Source organism: Polyangium spumosum (genome assembly GCF_009649845.1).
GTDB classification, from domain to species: domain Bacteria; phylum Myxococcota_A; class Polyangia; order Polyangiales; family Polyangiaceae; genus Polyangium; species Polyangium spumosum.
This window is the reverse complement of sequence record NZ_WJIE01000010.1, coordinates 94321-109499: the sequence shown is the minus strand read 5'-3', so window position 1 is coordinate 109499 and position 15179 is coordinate 94321. Positions and strand designations below refer to the sequence as shown.

At 68.7% G+C, this 15179-nt stretch carries 13 protein-coding genes; 6 read left to right on the top strand and 7 right to left on the bottom strand.

Going from position 1 to position 15179, the window contains the following annotated elements; translation table 11 throughout:
• Positions 1–106: 106 nt before the first annotated feature.
• The 6 genes from serC (at position 107) to GF068_RS29815 (ending at position 6692) form a co-directional block, all read left to right on the top strand.
• On the top strand, positions 107–1195 hold the full coding sequence (gene serC, locus GF068_RS29840) for a 3-phosphoserine/phosphohydroxythreonine transaminase (protein WP_153822894.1): 1089 nt from the start codon (positions 107–109) through the stop codon (positions 1193–1195).
• 140 nt (positions 1196–1335) lie between these two features.
• Positions 1336–2769, top strand: coding sequence for a serine/threonine-protein kinase (locus GF068_RS29835; protein WP_153822893.1), 1434 nt, complete (start codon positions 1336–1338; stop codon positions 2767–2769).
• 52 nt (positions 2770–2821) lie between these two features.
• Positions 2822–3862, top strand: coding sequence for a tetratricopeptide repeat protein (locus GF068_RS29830; protein WP_153822892.1), 1041 nt, complete (start codon positions 2822–2824; stop codon positions 3860–3862).
• A gap of 86 nt (positions 3863–3948) precedes the next feature.
• Positions 3949–4392, top strand: a complete 444-nt coding sequence (locus GF068_RS29825) for a helix-turn-helix domain-containing protein (protein WP_153822891.1) — start codon at positions 3949–3951, stop codon at positions 4390–4392.
• Between the two features lie 875 nt (positions 4393–5267).
• Positions 5268–5735, top strand: coding sequence for a KGG domain-containing protein (locus tag GF068_RS45500; RefSeq protein WP_170319743.1), 468 nt, complete (start codon positions 5268–5270; stop codon positions 5733–5735).
• 213 nt (positions 5736–5948) lie between these two features.
• On the top strand, positions 5949–6692 hold the full coding sequence (locus tag GF068_RS29815; protein ID WP_153822890.1) for an MBL fold metallo-hydrolase: 744 nt from the start codon (positions 5949–5951) through the stop codon (positions 6690–6692).
• On the opposite strand, the gene GF068_RS29810 is transcribed toward GF068_RS29815, so the two are convergent.
• The 7 genes from GF068_RS29810 to GF068_RS29780 all read right to left on the bottom strand — a co-directional run bounded on the left by GF068_RS29810 (position 6693) and on the right by GF068_RS29780 (position 15064).
• On the bottom strand, positions 6693–9158 hold the full coding sequence (locus GF068_RS29810; RefSeq protein WP_153822889.1) for a M1 family metallopeptidase: 2466 nt from the start codon (positions 9156–9158) through the stop codon (positions 6693–6695).
• 31 nt (positions 9159–9189) lie between these two features.
• Entirely contained in the window at positions 9190–10086 is an 897-nt protein-coding gene (locus GF068_RS29805) for a fatty acid desaturase family protein (protein WP_338046634.1), read from the bottom strand.
• Positions 10087–10229: 143 nt separating this feature from the next.
• Positions 10230–10520, bottom strand: coding sequence for a type II toxin-antitoxin system RelE/ParE family toxin (locus GF068_RS29800; RefSeq protein WP_206079582.1), 291 nt, complete (start codon positions 10518–10520; stop codon positions 10230–10232).
• Positions 10517–10747, bottom strand: a complete 231-nt coding sequence (locus GF068_RS29795) for an addiction module protein (RefSeq protein WP_153822887.1) — start codon at positions 10745–10747, stop codon at positions 10517–10519. The genes GF068_RS29800 and GF068_RS29795 overlap by 4 nt, the downstream gene beginning before the upstream one ends.
• A 103-nt stretch (positions 10748–10850) precedes the next feature.
• Complete coding sequence (locus GF068_RS29790) at positions 10851–12182, bottom strand: M18 family aminopeptidase (protein ID WP_153822886.1); 1332 nt, start codon at positions 12180–12182, stop codon at positions 10851–10853.
• 116 nt (positions 12183–12298) lie between these two features.
• Complete coding sequence (locus tag GF068_RS29785; protein WP_153822885.1) at positions 12299–13135, bottom strand: hypothetical protein; 837 nt, start codon at positions 13133–13135, stop codon at positions 12299–12301.
• A 357-nt stretch (positions 13136–13492) separates the two neighbouring features.
• Positions 13493–15064: an alpha/beta fold hydrolase gene (locus tag GF068_RS29780; protein WP_153822884.1), complete on the bottom strand. Its 1572-nt coding sequence runs from the start codon at positions 15062–15064 to the stop codon at positions 13493–13495.
• Between the last annotated feature and the right edge of the window lie 115 nt (positions 15065–15179).

The window sequence follows — 15179 nt, the reverse complement described above, 5'->3', positions numbered from 1 at the left end:
AGTAGAGCACCACGCGCGCGGCTCCGCCACCTGTGCCCTCGTGCTATACGGTCGCGCCACGAGGCGCGTCGCCTTTCGCGCGCCTCTTCGCAGAGGAGACCCGACGATGGCTCGCGTGCACAACTTCAACGCTGGACCGGCCGCGCTCCCCCTCGCCGCGCTCGAGCGCGCTCAGCGCGAGCTGCTCGATTTCGAGGGCACGGGCATGTCGATCATCGAGCACAGCCACCGCGGCAAGGCGTTCGAGGGCGTGCACAACGAGGCCCTCTCGCTCCTGCGCGAGCTGCTCTCGATCCCCGACGACTACCACGTGCTCTTCCTCCAGGGCGGGGCGAGCCACCAGTTCGCGATGGTGCCGCTGAACCTCCTGCCTGCCGACAAGAGCGCCGATTACGTCCTCACGGGGGGCTGGTCCGAGAAGGCGTACGAGGAGGCGGGGCGGGTCGGCGCGGTCCGCGTGGCCGCGTCGACGGCCGAGGGCAAGCGCTTCGCGCGTATCCCGAAGCAGAGCGAGCTCTCGCTCGATGCGAACGCGGCCTACGTGCACATCACGACGAACAACACGCTCTTCGGCACGCAGTGGCACGACGTCCCCGAGACCGGCGCTGTCCCTCTCGTCGCGGACATGTCGAGCGACTTCCTCTGGCGCCCCATCGACGTCCGGCGGTACGCGCTGATTTACGCCGGCGCGCAGAAGAACATCGGCCCTTCGGGGGTCACGGTCGTCGTCGCGCGCAAGGATCTCGTCGAGCGTGGCCGCAAGGACATCCCCAAGATTTTCCAGTACCGGACGCACGCCGAGAACAACTCGCTCTACAACACGCCTCCGACGTTCGCGATTTACCTCGTGCGCAACGTCCTCGCGATCGCCAAGGAGCAGGGCGGTCTGGCGGAGGTCGAGCGGAAAAACCGGGCCAAGGCGGGCCTGCTCTACACCACGCTCGACGAGCTCTCGGGGTTTTACCGCGCACCGGTCGAGCGCGAGAGCCGCAGCGTGATGAACGTCGTCTTCCGGCTCCCCACCGAGGATCTGGAGAAGCGGTTCGTCGCCGAGGCGGCCAAGCAGGGCATGGTCGGCCTCGCCGGCCATCGCGTCACCGGCGGCATCCGGGTCTCGCTCTACAACGCCGTCGAGCTCGCGTCGGTCGAGGTGCTCGTGAACTTCATGAAGGATTTCGCGAAGCAATCGGGCTGATAGTGAAGAAGATCGCAGATGGGCCCGAACGACGCGTGAACCCGCGGGTCGCGCGCGTGAACACACACGGGCCCGTCGTACTTTTCCCGCACGCACGATCCTTCCAAGCTCGGCACGACTTGGAGTAAGCTGATACGAGCATGAGTAGCTTGGGCCCCGGAGCCGTGATCGCCGGGAAATATCGCCTCATCGACCTCCTCGGCAAGGGAGCGATGGGCGAGGTGTGGCGCGCGGAGCACATGACGCTCGGCGCGCCCGTGGCCATCAAGCTGATCGACGTCGAGCTGCTCGGAGCGAGCGGCGCGAACGAAAATAGCGAGATCGTCCAGCGCTTCTTCCGCGAGGCGAAGGCCGCGGCCGCGCTGCGCACGCCGCACGTCGTGCAGGTCCAGGATCACGGCTACGACGGGGCACTGCCGTACATTGCGATGGAGCTGCTCGAGGGCGAGACGCTCGAGCAGCGCCTCGAGCGCATGCCGGTGCTCCCGCCGCTGATGACCACGACGATCATCACGCACATCGCGCGCGCCGTCGGCAAGGCGCACGAGGCCGGCATCGTCCACCGCGATCTCAAGCCGAGCAACGTCTTCCTCGTCCGCAACGACGACGAGGAAATCGCGAAGGTCCTCGACTTCGGCATCGCCAAGTCGATCCAGGGCGGCGTGCTCGGCAGCCAGGGCGGCGTCGCCACGCGCACCGGATCGGTCGTCGGCACGCCCTGCTACATGAGCCCCGAGCAGGCGCTCGGGAACAAGACGATCGATCAACGCGCCGATCTCTGGGCGCTCGGCGTCATCGCCTACGAGTGCGTGACCGGCAAGCGTCCCTTCGACAGCGAGGCGCTCGGCGACCTCATCGTGCAGATCTGCGCGCGCCCCTTGCCCGTGCCGTCCGCGGTCGCGCCCATCCCCGAGGGCTTCGACGCGTGGTTCGCCAAGGCCTGCGCGCGCGAGCCGAACGAGCGTTTCCAGACCGCGAAGGAGCTCGCCGAGTCGCTGCGCTGGATCCTCTGCCCGGATCAGTCGGGCATCTGGAACTTCAAGACGACGAACCCGTCGCTGCCGAACATCGTCATGCCGCAGGCGCGCGTGTCGAGCCCCGGCCCCGAGCCCTCGGCGTTCGCCAAGACGAGCACGCCGGATCCGACGACGATGACCCACCGCGGCCTCGTCTCGGCCGTGGCGCCGGCCGCGCCCGCGCAAAAGAAGCTGCGCCCCGCCGTGCTCGCGGGCGCCGCCGTGGCCGTGCTCATCGGCGGCGTGACCGTCGCCGTGTTGCTCACCTCGACGGGTGGCCCGCCGACGACGACGGAGGCGACGGACCCTTCGGCGTCGCCGCCCACGGCCTCCCCGGCCGCGCCGCCGCCGAGCGAGACGGTCGCCGCGCCGACGACGGCCTCGGCAGATCCGATCACGCCGCCCACGAGCGAGCCCACCGCGGCGGCCACGGAGAGCCCGCCGACGCCCAGCGCGACGGCGGCTCCGACGGCGACCACGCGTTACCCGATCAACAAGGGCGGGACGACGAACAAAAAGTCCGGTACGACCAAGAAGAAGCCGGACTGGGGGATATGACGGACGCGGGCGGTCCCGTTCGCGGACGGATCCAAGGAGCGTGAGGAAAACGATGCGGTTGTCGAAGTGGATCGGCTCGCTGCTCGTGAGCGCAGTGCTCTGCGCCTCGCCCGTGGGGGCACAGCCGCTCGACGATCAGGTGCGTATCGCCGCCCGCGCGCTCGCTGATGAGGGTTTCGCGCTCTACGATCAAGGCAAATACGCCGACGCGCTCGTCAAGTTCGAACGCGCCGACGCGCTCGTGAACGCGCCGACGGTCAAGCTGCTCGCGGCGCGGACGCTGGAGAAGCTCGGCCGGCTCGTCGAGGCCGCGGAGAAGTACCGATCCATCACGATCCTGCAGCTCGACGACAAGGCCCCCGACGCGTTCCGCGACGCGCAGGAGACGGCCGGGAAGGAGCTCGCGGCGCTCACCCCGCGTATCCCCACGATCGAGCTCACCGTCACGGGGGCCGGCGCGGAGGCCGCGACGGTCATGCTCGACGGCAAGATCTTCCCGCGCGCGCTCATCGGCGTGAAGACCCCGCTGAACCCCGGCGTGCACCGCGTCGAGGCCGACACCCCGGCGTCCTCGGCCGCCCTGGACCTCAAGGTCGACGAGAAAGAAGCCGCCCGCGCCGTGCTCGAGCTGAAGCCCAAGACCGGCGCCGAGCTCGGAGGCGGCGTCGTCACGCCTCCCGGCGGCGACACGCCGAAGAAGGCCCCGGGCTCCACGCAACGGATCCTCGGGTACGTCAGCCTCGGCGTCGGCGGCGCCTTCGGCGTCCTCGGCATCGCCACCGGCATCGGCTTCCTCACGGCGACGTCGGACATGAAGGCGTTCTGCCGGGATCAAGCCGCCGCCGGTGATCCTTGCCGAGACCTGCGCAAAGACGTCCCCGAGTACCCCCAGAAGTACGTGGACTACCGCAACAGCATCGACACCCAGTCCACGCTCGCGAACGTCGGGTTCGTCGTGGGCGGCGTCGGCATCGCCGCGGGCGTCGTTCTCCTCTTGACCGCGCCCAAGGCCCCCAAGCCGACCCCGCCCGCCCAGGCGAGCGTCGAGCCCTGGATCGGCATCGGCAGCGCCGGCCTGCGCGGCACCTTCTGACCTCGCCCGCCGGCCTCTCGCGGCTCCGCTTGGTCGCCTGAACAAAAACTGAGAACGCAGCCAGGCTGCGCACATGTTCACCTTCGATGGGACGAACGACCCCGAAGGTGGAGATGACCCCCGACGAACGCCTGGTCCTCGAAGCGCGCGCCCGCGCCCCGACCGAGAAGGACACGCACGAACACAGGCAGGCGCTGCGTGCGAAGATTGTGCTCGCTCGAGCCGAGGGCCATGACGTCGCGTACGTCGCGACGCACGTCGGCGTCGGCCGTCGGGTCGTCATGCGCTGGCTCGACCGGTTCGTCCGCGACCGGCTTCAAGGCCTCGAGGACCGACCACGCCGGGGCGCCCCTCGACGCATCACGGACGCAAGCATCAACGAGCTTCTCCGCCGGACCCGCGAGCCCACGCCCGCGGGCGCGCGTGGCTGGTCCCGACGCACCTTGGCCAGGGCCACCGGGCTCAGCCGCTCCACCGTCGACCGCGTCCTGCGCGCGTTTGGCGTCGCCACGGGCCCATCCCCTCGCTGACGCGCGGGGGCGCTCCTCCCTTGCCCGACATCGGCGCAGCTCGGGCGACAACGCACCACGCCGAGGGCGAGCGTCCACGGGGCGAAGCGCGGGCGTCCTTGCGCCGAAGGCGGAGCGGGCGCGTCCGCGAAGAACAACCTTCGACGTCCGATGAAACCTCACGGCTCTCCACACCCTCGCTCTGGCCCACAGACCTTCGTCGACGCCGTTCGTCTGGGTAAGGCCATCACCGTACCGTGAATCGCCGAAAAACCCGGCTCGAGCGGCGCAATGCGGGGCGGGTTTGGCGTATCGCGCCTGTTTGCAGCGCAAAACCCCGCGCGACGGGGCGTGGCGGGACAACCGCTCTGTACGCGGTATCGCAAGCCGATGAGCGGGCTCGTGCATCGAAGATTGCCGTCGCGTCCGCTTGATTGGGGAGCGTCCATCGCGGCGAAGCCGCGTGGTCTCTTCTTTGATTGGCGAGCGTATACGCCGGAGGGGTGTGCACCTCCTTGCCCGCGCGCCATCGTGCGACCGCTCGGGTAAGGACGGGACAGACCCAGCCAGGCTGCGAGAGATCGCCCGCTCGCCGGGAGGCGGGCGAGCGACCGAGCGCGCAGGGAGGCTCTGCCAAACCCGATGAAGTCGTCTGTCCGGCCCGATTACGAGAAAAACCCACGGTCGAGCTCCGCCGTTCGTCGGGGCGCTTCGAGCGTGTCCTCGGTTCGAGCTGGCGAGCACGGCAGCGCTCGATCCAGGACCCTTTCTCATTGCAACGGGAACACGCGCTACCGAGCGCGGCTTGACGTCATTTCGCGCGGCCCAACAGCAATCCGCGAAGCAACACGGCGCCCGGCTGGAGCATCGAGCGGGGTGTCAACATGGAGGGGCAAATGATCGAGAAGGACCAGCACGAGACCGCGAGGACCGGCGAGGCGGAGGAAATGAAGCAGGCGGAGGCGTCTCAGGCTCGTTCCGCAGACGAGGAGGCGCCGGTCTCCTCGAGCGACCTCGCGCCGACGACCGAGCGCAAGCCTGCCTCGCAGCGCGGCTTCGCGGCCATGGAGCGCGACAAGCAGCGCGCCATCGCGAGCAAGGGCGGCAAGGCCGCGCACGAGAAGGGCACGGCCCACGAATTCACGCCCGACGAGGCGCGCCAGGCCGGCAAGAAGGGCGGCGAGGTCGTGAGCCAGAACCGCAAGCACATGGCCGAGATCGGCCGCAAGGGCGGCGAGCGCGTGAGCCAGGACCGCGAGCACATGGCGCAGATCGGCCGCAAGGGCGGCGAGGCCGTGTCGAGCGATCGGGCCCACATGGCTCAGATTGGGCGCAAGGGTGGTGAGGCGCGCGGCACGCATTGACCGCGGCTCACATGCAGGGGGAGCGGCGCTCGTCGCTCCCCTCGCGTGGCCCGAGGTGGAGGCCGCTGGCTCTGCTCGCCCGGATGGGGCACCATCGGGGCGCGCCATGGCCATGTCTCACCCCTCACCGCTCGGGGCTCCGGGTCGCCCGAGGCGCCCTACGCCCCGAACCCCGAAAAAATCAGAATCGACGCCGCACGACGGGAGGCCGTCATGAGCTCGCTCGTCGTGCGTGTCGTCGGCGTGGGGGACGCCTTCACCACGCGTTATTTCAATGCCTGCTTCCTCGTCGAGGCCGGCTCGACGCGTATCCTCGTCGACGCGCCTCCCGCGCTCGGGCGGGCGCTCGGCGACCTCGGCGCGCGTGGCGGCCCGCCCGTGGGGCTCGCCGACGTCGATCGCGTGATCATCACGCATTTGCACGGCGATCACGTGGGGGGGCTCGAGCAGCTCCTCTTCTTCCAGCGCTTCGTCACGGGCAAGCGGATCACGCTCCACGCGAGCCCGGATGTGCTCGCGGGGCTCTGGGAGACGCGGCTCCGGGGCGGCATGGATACCCTCATGGCGGCCGACGGGACCCGCTCGTCGCTCACGCTCGACGATTATGCGAACGTCGTCCCGCTCGGACCCGGGAAAAACCCCATCGGCGATCTCGACCTCGAATGGCGGCCGACGATCCACCACATCCCCACGGCGGCGCTCAGGTTCTCCGCGGGCGGCCTGTCGTTCGGCTACAGCGCCGACACGGCCTTCGACCCCACGCTCGTCGACTGGCTCGCCTGTGCCGACCTCTTTTTCCACGAGACGAACCTCGGCGTCCACACCCCGCTCGCCTCGCTCGTGGGGCTCCCGGACGCCGTGAAGCGCCGCATGCGGCTCATTCATTACCCGGATTTTCACGACCCGGCTCACTCGCCCATCCCGTGCGCGCGGGAGGGCGAGCGGATCGAGCTCTGATCAGAAACACGCCTCGGGATTTTTCACGAGCTTTCGCGCGGCCTCCGACAGCGGCGCGTCGGCGAGGCCGGCGAGGAACGTGTCCCTCGCCCCGGGGGCGTCCCCGAGGAGCCGCACGCCGATGCAGACCGCCCGCGCGTGCGCCGGCCGCGTCGCTTCTTCGTGCAGGATCTCGCCGAGCTCCGTGATGAACTCGTCCCGCCCGATCCCCGTGTTGAAGACCACCCACGAGGCCGCGCCCATCATCGACGGCAACGTCTCCGACGTCCGCGTCTCGCGCAAGAGCCCGAGGTAAAAGTCCACCCACGACGGGTTCGTCACGCCGGGCGCGCGCCGCGCCAGGTGATCCAGCGCGATCCGCCGCGCCCGCAGCGACGTCGCCTTCGAGGCCACCGCGCCGAACGTGGCGAGCTCGTGATCCTCCGAGAGCTGCCACGCTCCGAGGTACAAAAGCCGCGTGAACGCCATCTCCTCGCCCATCAGGCCCGCTTCGAGCTTTGGCCACTCCGCGGCGAAGAGCTCCTCCGGCGGCGCGACGTCGTTACACGCGCCGACGCCCGCGGAGATCCACCCGAGCCCGAACGACGGCGGACCGACCTCCAGCATCGGCGAAAGGACGCCCTTCCAGGCCTCTTGCTCCGCGGGATCCTCGGCGCTCGCCGCGATCCCGCAGCCGAGCCGCAGGGCGAGCGCCTTCGCCCCGTCCGCGTGGAGCCCGCTCACGAGCCCCTCGACCTCCGCCGGCGTGACCATCGCGGCCCCCGACGCCTCCGCGGCCCGGAGCCCGCTCACCTGCGCGGCGCCGCCGAGCCCCGCGAACACGGCCCTCGCGTCCGCCGAGAGCGGCGCCCGCGCCCGCGTCCATGCCTCGACGAGCGTGTCCTCCCCCGCGACCTCGAGCTCCGGGTGCACGTCGTCGGGATCCACGACGAGCAAAACCTCCGTCGCCGCGGTTGGGATCGTCGCCACCTCGCCGCGCCGGAGCGACACCTCCTCGGCCGACCCATCCGCCCCGTACCAGCGCACGACCAGGGGCGCGACGAGCGCGACGTCCGGGTCCTCGACGACCACCTCGAACGCCGCGTCCGGCGCCGCCCGGAGCTCGATCCGCGGCATCACCTTCGCGTCGATCGCGCGACGCACCCGCGTCGTCGCCTCCGGCCCGAGCGCCTCGGCGAATGCGCCCACGAACGCGTCCGTCCCGACCGCGCCGAACCTGTGTTTCTTCAGGATCCCGCGCACCGACTCGAAATAGGCCTCATCGCCGAGCAGGCTCCGGATCTGCGTGTGCAACCAGGCCGCGCGGCTGTACGGGCCCGACGTGTATTTGTCGGCCGGCGCGAGCCTCGGGTCGCGGATGGGTACGCCGTCCTCCCCGTGGAAATGGTCGCCGTGCAGCGTCCCCTGCCCGCTCGCGTCCGTGAACACGCGCCCGACCTCGTATTCGAGCAGGTTCGCCATTCCCTCCTTGATCCAGATGTCGTCCCAGGCCTCCACCGTGACGAGGTCGCCGAACCATTGATGCGCGAGCTCGTGCGCGGCGAGGTAATAATCGCCGTGGATCCCGGGCTCCGTGCTGCTCGTCTCGCGCTGGAACGAGATGCTCGCGTTCTCCATGCCGCCCACGGGGAACGCGGGCAGGAGCACGAGGGCATATCGCTCGAAGGGATATGCGCCGACGAGCGGCGTCAGGTGATCGATCATCCCCGCGAGCGCCTTCGCCATCTCGGCGTGGCTGCCCGGCAGGCCGAGGCGAGACCAGACCTCGACGGGCAGACCCGTCTTCGTCTGCGCCTTGGTCACCTCGAACTGGCTCACGGCGAACGCCATTTGATAGGTCGGCAGCGTCCAGGCCGTCTCGTATTTCACGACGTGCGCGTCCGGCCCGTCCACGATGTCGAGCACGAGCCTGCCATTGGCGATGAGCTGCTCCGCTGCCGGGATCTTCAGGGAGACCGAGAAGAGCGCGCGATCGGTCGGCGCGTCGTTGCAGGGCATCCACGACGACGCGCCGAGCGGCTCGGAGTCCGTGTAGAGGGCGCGGGGGAGGACGGGATCGCCGAGCCGCTTCTGCACGGCGTACAGGTTGTCGCTCGTGCTGGCCTGGTAATCGATTTCGATGACGAGCGTCTGCCCGCGCGCCGCGCTCGGCGCGTCCTCGAGGGAGACGGCGAGGACGCCGGCCTCGGGGTCGACCTCGTATTCGGGATCCTCGGCGCCGACGATACGCACGGCCTTCACGGCGACGCGGCTGTCGAGCGTGATCGCGGGCGCGTCTTCGGTGAGGGTGAGCGTGACGGCGACGGTCGCGTCGAGCTTGCGCGTGCTCCAATCGAACGCGCCCTCGAGCTCGTATCGCGTGACGTCGTAGTCGCGGGTCGCCTCCTCGAGCGGCGAGCTGCCGCAGCCCGTGGTGAGGAGGGGGATGGTGAGGGTCGAAAGGAAAGCGAGGCCAAAGGGGCGCATGTCGCCATGCTACCCGAGCGGACTCTGGACGCTACATGGCGATCGCGCCGAGGTCGTGCCGGACCTCGCGGGGCGGCGGAATCCACTCCTCGTCGGGGCCCTCGGCCGGTATCTCGACGGGTTTTCCATCATAAGTTCGCCGCCTGGCGGGCCAGACGAAGGTCCGCCACAGGTACACGAGCATCGAGCGTTGATCGAGGTTCGGGTGGATGAACGGCGCGATACGCCTCGCGTGCTCCGCGGGCAAGAGGCTCCAGTGCAGGCCCGGCTCCATGTGGTGGATCGTGTGGTAGCCGTTGTTGTAGGCCAGGAAATTGACGAACTTGCCGAGGAAGTTCCGCGAATGGTTGTATTCGCTGTCCTGGTCGCAGCCGTCGTGCTGGAGGTAATTCATCGAGATGATGCCCCAGGCCGCATACTGGTGGGGTACGAGGACATAAAGCAGGAACTTCTTCCAATCGAGCGCGAGGAGGACGCCCATCGTGCCGAGGAAGACCGTGGCCTCGAGGATCATCTGCCGGAACCAGGGCGGGTTCTGGCGGTACATGGCCTTGAAGTACCGCATGTCGGCGAGGAAGACGTCCTTGCCCACGGTCGGCATGAAGAGCAGGCCGTTCAGCAGGTTCCAGCGATGGCGCACCTTCGTCGTGCGCATCACGTCCCTCCGCGTCTGCGTGTGCTTGTGGTGGCTCAGGTTATGGCCGGGCACGAAGGCGCTGACGGGGTGACCGTAGGTCAACGTCAGCACGACCTGGAAAGCCCGGTTCGCCCAGCGCTGCTTGAACACGGGGCAATGCACGGTGTTGTGCGTGGCCACGGCGCCGAGGAACGAGAACACACACGTCAACGCGACGAGCGGGATCACAAGCCAAAGCGCAGTCGGCGAGAATACCCACTGCACGGCGACGAGCCCAAAGTAGATCGCCACGAAGCACAACGTCCGAATGTCGGCTCGGTAACGAAGCATGGAAGTTCATCCGACGGGCAGCTCAGCCCACAGGTGTCGAAGTTTCGACACTCTCTAGCGCATTTCCAGCCGTCCAGGGCAGCGAAAATGCGGGGCGAGGCTGCTCAGCGGCCCATCCAGGTGTCCGGGTGACGGTGGAGGTGCAACACCGCGATGATCTCGATCCGCTGGCGGAGCTCGCGGTAAAGGATGCCGTAAGGGAACCGTCGCGTCTGGGCCCGTCGCACGTGCTCGGAGAGCTTGGGCCAGGTCGCGGGCATGTCGCAGATGCGACGGATGGTCGCCTCGACTTCGTCGAGGAACTCCTCACCGAGGCCCTCGCGACGCACCTCGTAAAACGCGATCGCCACCCGCAGCTCCTTGCGAGCCGCGGGGTGGAAGAACCATCGCTTCACCGGACGTGCGCGCGGAGCTCGCGGAGGACGTCCTCACCATCGAGGAGCTCGACCTCGCCCGCGTCGATCTGACGACAGCGCTCCTCCGCTATCTTCGCCCAGGTCTGCTTGATCGTTTCACTCTCGGAGCGGCTCAGGCTCACGAGGATGCAACGCACGAGCTCGGCCCTCGCGGGGGCGGGCAAGGAGAGGATCTCGTCAGCGAGCCGTTGCAGTTCGGGCGGCATGCGGGTGCTCCTTCGAGGCGGAGCCTAGCAGGTACACCCGACCAACGCGAGAGGCGTTTGTCGCCGAGTCGCCCAGGTTCGTCGCCGGGCCAATCTTCCTCCCCTACCCCCGCAAAAACCGCCGATACGTCTCCACGGACCAGTACACGTCGAGGGTCCCGCACATCTCGCGGCACGAGTGCATGCTGAGCATCGGGGCGCCGACGTCGACCGTGGCGATCCCCAGCGCGGCGGCCGTGATCGGGCCGATCGTGCTGCCGCAAGGCAGGTCCGTGCGGACCACGAACCTCTGCGCGGGATAACCGACGTCGCGGCAGAGCTCCTCGAAGATCGCCGCCGTGCCGCCGTCCGTCGCGTACGACTGATTGGCGTTCGATTTGATGACGAGGCCCTTGTTCAGCATGGGCTGGTGCTGCGGCTCGTGCTGGTCGGCGTAATTGGGGTGCAGCGCGTGCGACATGTCCGCGCTGACGAGGAACGAGCGCGCGAGCGCCCGCTGCAAGCCCTGCGGCTCGCTCCTCGGATACGCCTCCAGGATCCGCGCGATCGTGTCCTTGACGACCGTGCCGGCGGCGCCCGCGGCGCTGCGGCTGCCGCACTCCTCGTGGTCGTAGAGGACGAGCATACGGGTCGAGGCGCCGCGGCCCGACTCGGCGACGAGCGCGGCCGTGCCCGCATGGCAACTCGCGAGGTTGTCGAGGCGCGCCGAGAGGACGAACTCCTGCCCGAGGCCGGCGATCGCGGCCTTGGCCGTGTCGTAGAGGCAGAGGTCGTAGCCCAGGATCGCGTCGGGCCGCTCGTCGAGCTCACGGGCGATCAGGGCGCGCACGTCGGGGGCCGCGCCGAGGCCGACGACCGGGATCATGTGCTTCTGCTCGTTGAGGACGAGCCCATCCTTGTTGACGCCGCGATTGAGGTGAATCGCGAGGTTCGGCACGCGGGCGACGGCGCGGCCGAGGTCGAGCAGGCGCGCGGCGGGCCGCTCGCCCTTGCGCTGGCAGAAGACGCGGCCGGCGAGGGAGAGGTCGCGGTCGAGCCAGGTCGAGAGCAACACGCCGCCGTAGACCTCGACGCCGAGCTCCTGGTAGCCGGAGCGCGAGAGGTCGGCGTTGGGCTTGACGCGCAGGTTGGGCGAGTCGGTATGCGCGCCGAGGAGGCGGAAGCCCGCGATCGCGGGGTGCTCGTCGCCGACGACGAAGGCGACGATCGAGCCGGCGCGCATGAAATAGCGGCGATCGCCGGGCGAGAGCTGCCAGGCGTCGTGCTCGGAGAGCGCGGAGAAGCCGTGCGCGGCGAGCCGCCGCGCGGCCTCTTCGGCGGCGTGGTACGGGCTCGGAGAATGGTCGAGGAACGCGCAGAGATCGCGGGCCGCGGCGAGGCCCTGGGCGCGGAGGTCGCTCTCGCTGGCTTGCTGGACGGTGTCGGTCGTGGTCATGGGCGGGTGGATGGTAGCAGGCGAAAGCTCTCGCGCGCTCGCCATCCTCCCTCGCCCCTGGATCTCCCCGCGGGAGATCCATCAGTCAGCCGCGAACTGACCACGCCGCTGGTCGCTCAGAGAGGGCAGTTCGGCCAGCCGATCGCGCCGGGGTTGACCCACTGGCACACGTGACCGAGCTGCTGCATGGCCAGGTTGCAGCAATACGAAATGCTGCCGCTGGAGTTCACAGTCGCGGTGCAGGAGTCGGGAATCTTGTAGGCGTTTCCGCAACCCCAGCTCCTCCGGTAAATGCCGTCCGTGGCCTGCTCGGGAGCCGCCGCCCACACGAGGTTGTTCGACGATTCAGGCTTCGACGAGTACCCGGACCCGGAGGGGTTGCTGAAGCTCCACTTCACCTTGCCGGGCCCCCAGGCTTCGCGAATGCAAAGGCCGAGCGGGACCGTCTGGTCCTCGTCGACGAACATGACCCCAACGGAGGAGCCGACCGCGCTCGCTTCGGAGGCAACGAAGCCCTCGTCGACGACGGCGAAGCCTTCCCCGACGCTGAGAATCGCGCCCGGCATCTCGGCGAAGGCGTCCTTCATCTTCTGGATGCCGCCCTCGGGTAGCACGGCGATACGTTGCCGCTCCTGCTCGATCCCGTCGAGCTTCACCTGGATGAAGCTCTCATCGGCCGTATCCGACGCCTGGATGGCCGGGAGGCGCACGACGTCGCCAGGTCCGGCCACGATCGACTGATACGTGGAGCCATCGGCGAACGTCGCCGCGCCCTCGATGGCGAGCTCGATCGAGACCTCGTGGTTCGCGCGAACGATGAGGAGGTCCATCTCGGGAGATGTGCGGCCAACCTCGATGAGCACCGTGCCCTCGAGCGCCTGCTCGACCGCCGATCCTGCGGGCATCTCCTCGCTCGGCTCCGCCCCACCCACGCAACCAGTGAGACCGGTCACGGCTTGGAAGCCCAGGAATGTGGCGACGAGAAGCCCGACGAAACGCGCACTTTTCATGATGTACAACACCTTCCTCCGGCATACGTTGGATACCTGCCGGACGCGGCCCTCATCCCACAGGCGATGGTCATGGTCCAAATTTCGAACGGACCCTGACCCCCAAACCTTCGCGGGCACACGCACCTGGGCCGATGGCGAGAGCTGCCAGGCGTCGTGCTCGGAGAGCGCGGAGATGCCGTGCGTGGAGAGCCGCCGCGCGGGCTCCTCGGCGGCGTAGTAGGGGCACGGAGAATGGACGGGGGGCGCGGGGCCCGACCTACGCCCCGCTCCCCTGCCCGCCGAGGTGCTACCGCCTGCTCATTGAATGATGACGAACTCGGAGAACTCCACGCTGTCGAGGAGGAACGAGCGGTCATTGCCGGTCGTGCCGTTGAACTTGATCTCCACGGACGTCACGTCGTTGACCGCGGGGAAGTCCCAGAGCGGGATGCGGAACGTCTGCATGTGGGCGAGGGTCCGGATGTCCGCGCAGGTGGCCCCGGCGAGCCCGTGGACGCACATGGAGCGCGGCTGAGGGATCGCGGCGTAATCGCTCAGGCTCACCCACGTCTTGACCCCGCTGTTGGTCAGGCCGATCTGGATGTCGGTCCCCGTCGCGCCCGAGAGCTGCCCGAGCCGGAAGCTCAGGTACTTGAAGCTCGTCTCGTCGCGCTTGCCCGACGGGATCGCCCAGCGGACGAAGGCGTTCGAGCCGTTCGGGGAGATGACGAGCAGCTTCGTGTCGTGCGGCGTGCCGAGCGTGAGGCTTCCATCCTCCAGCGTGATCGATCCGATGCCGGACGTGGTCACCGTATCTGCGATGGTGCTCGGCGAGAGGCTGGCGCGCTCCGCGTTGTCGATGACGCGGCGGGCGGTGGGGTCGCTGTACTGGCTGAACACGCTGTTCGCGTAGGTGCCGGGCACGGCGTCGCCGCGGATGTAGTCCTCGTAATAACCCCAATCCGATTTCAGGTGCGCGCGCAGATAGGCGTGCACGTAGCCCTGCGTCGTATTGCGTTGCGCCGCGCTGGTCCCGGCGTCCGAAAAACTGCCGTGCGTGCCGCCCGCGAAGAACTTCATGCTCCGGAAGAGGTCGAACCCGGTGGGCGTGCTCCAGTCGTTGTGCCCTGCCTGGTCGTGGGCGCCGAAGCCGGGGAGGACGCCGACGTCCTGATCACTCGATCCGTGCAGCAGGAGATACCCCTCGGCCTGCGTGCCCCAGATGTCCTGCGAGGTGTGGCGCGTCGGGGCCATCGCCACGACCGCGCGGACGTCGAAATCGCTCGCGCTCGCGAGGAGCGAGGCGACGTAACGTGCGGTCTCCCCGCCGCGGCTATGGCCGACGACGCCGAAGTGCTGCTTGTCCACGGGGTTCGCCACGGTGAAGTTGTCGACGAAGTCGTCCTGGAAGCAGGTGCTGCGCAGGTAATCGATCGCGGCCTGCGCCGTCTGCGTGTGTGTCGTCGCGTCGGGGCTGTACTTGCCATCCGGCGCCGGCGCCACCACGTCGATGCTCGCGCTCACGAAGCCATTCCGCGCGAGGTGCGCCTGGAGGTACCCGTACTCGTCGTATCCGTATTCATTGCCGTGCAGGATCATCACGAGCGGCATGTTCGACGGCGCATTGGACCAGCAGCTCGCGCCGTCCTTGCCCCAGCGCATCTTCCCCGTCACGCCGCCGCAGGTGATGGTCCAGGAGCAGGTGCTCGAGAGCGTGGTGTCGTCCGAAGGATCCCCCGGCGTCAGCGATTGCTCCGCCTCCGCGACGACCTCGTCGTCGACCTCCAGCACGCCCTCGCCTTCCTCCATTTCGGCCACGCAGCCCACGGGCAAGAGGAGCGCGGATGCGACAAGAGCGAACCTGCCAAGGTAAGAAGCACGAATGTTCATGAGAAGTTCTCCCTGCCCCCTCGCGTGGGTCGTCCGTAGGCGCCGCGTATTGGCACGGCCCGTGCCAGCGTCGCAGGCGCACGAGTTCGCGCATTCCGGCGAATTCGCCGCGGAG

Excerpts from the sequence above, each read along its gene's own strand:
- serC (WP_153822894.1), top strand. The coding sequence starts at position 107 with ATGGCTCGCGTGCACAACTTCAACGCTGGACCGGCCGCGCTCCCCCTC.
- GF068_RS29795 (WP_153822887.1), bottom strand. The coding sequence starts at position 10,747 with ATGCCGCCCGAACTGCAACGGCTCGCTGACGAGATCCTCTCCTTGCCC.
- GF068_RS29815 (WP_153822890.1), top strand. The coding sequence starts at position 5,949 with ATGAGCTCGCTCGTCGTGCGTGTCGTCGGCGTGGGGGACGCCTTCACC.
- GF068_RS29790 (WP_153822886.1), bottom strand. The coding sequence starts at position 12,182 with ATGACCACGACCGACACCGTCCAGCAAGCCAGCGAGAGCGACCTCCGC.
- GF068_RS29810 (WP_153822889.1), bottom strand. The coding sequence starts at position 9,158 with ATGCGCCCCTTTGGCCTCGCTTTCCTTTCGACCCTCACCATCCCCCTC.
- GF068_RS29830 (WP_153822892.1), top strand. The coding sequence starts at position 2,822 with ATGCGGTTGTCGAAGTGGATCGGCTCGCTGCTCGTGAGCGCAGTGCTC.
- GF068_RS29780 (WP_153822884.1), bottom strand. The coding sequence starts at position 15,064 with ATGAACATTCGTGCTTCTTACCTTGGCAGGTTCGCTCTTGTCGCATCC.
- GF068_RS29835 (WP_153822893.1), top strand. The coding sequence starts at position 1,336 with ATGAGTAGCTTGGGCCCCGGAGCCGTGATCGCCGGGAAATATCGCCTC.
- GF068_RS45500 (WP_170319743.1), top strand. The coding sequence starts at position 5,268 with ATGATCGAGAAGGACCAGCACGAGACCGCGAGGACCGGCGAGGCGGAG.
- GF068_RS29825 (WP_153822891.1), top strand. The coding sequence starts at position 3,949 with ATGGGACGAACGACCCCGAAGGTGGAGATGACCCCCGACGAACGCCTG.